This window comes from Arthrobacter sp. JCM 19049, from assembly GCF_001310435.1.
In genome coordinates, this window is the sequence record NZ_BAXF01000720.1 from 1 (window position 1) to 883 (window position 883).

Sequence of the window (883 nt, forward strand, 5' to 3'; positions counted from 1 at the left end):
CTAGACTGCAGCCCATGGACAGCGAAGTCACCGCGCGCAAGCAGCGCTTGCGCCGCTACCTGGATCATGCCCGGCATGCGGCGCTGTGGAAGGCCGAGAATCTGGACGAAGCCCAGCTGCGTCGGCCCATGGTGCCCAGCGGCACCAACGTTCTGGGGGTCATCAACCACCTGGCGGTCATGGAATTCGGCTACTTCAGCTATTGCCTCAAACGCCCGGTGGACAGTCCCCGGGCCGTGCAGGCCTTCACCTCCGAAGACCCGATGGCGGACTTCGTGGTGGAGGCGGACACCGGCGCCGCCGACGTGCTGCAGTTCTACCGCCAGGCGATCGACGCGGCCAACACCGCCTTCGAGGAACTGGAGCTGGACGCCCCGGCCTCGGTGCCTGGTGGGGTGAGGACAGTGAAACCACCCTGGAGCACCTGATGCTGCACATGGTGGGGGAAACCTCCCGCCACGCCGGGCACCTGGATCTGGTGCGCGAACTGATTGACGGGCAGACGGGCCTGTCCGCGCAGAACGGGAACCTGCCGGAGTTCAGTGACGAGCAGTGGAAGGAACATTACGCACGGCTGAAGAAGATCGCCGACTCCGTGTAGCATCGAAGCGTAGCTTCACGAGATGCGGCGCCAAGCTCCGACTGGCCGCACACCAACCCCAGGTTCATGGGTGGTTCGGATGAGGAAGCGGTCCGCGGCACCAGCTTGTGCCCGGGCAAGAGCTAGCCTGAAAGGCCGGTGCCTGCGATGCACGCCGTTCCCGTCCTGCCGCTGATCGACCTGCACAGCGGAGAAGTGCAATTTACCCTCCATGGCGCCTGGCAGGTGCTGCACACCAGTGAGCCGCAACGGCTGCTGCGGCTGCTCACGCGCGCGGCCGGC

Annotated in this window: 1 pseudogene and 1 riboswitch; the pseudogene reads left to right on the top strand. The window is 65.8% G+C overall.

Annotated features, from left to right (window positions below):
* Window positions 1–14 precede the first annotated feature (14 nt).
* Window positions 15–601 (top strand): annotated as a pseudogene (locus JCM19049_RS15770) (DinB family protein).
* A gap of 13 nt (window positions 602–614) precedes the next feature.
* Window positions 615–729, top strand: a riboswitch (SAM riboswitch).
* The last annotated feature ends 154 nt before the right edge of the window (window positions 730–883 follow it).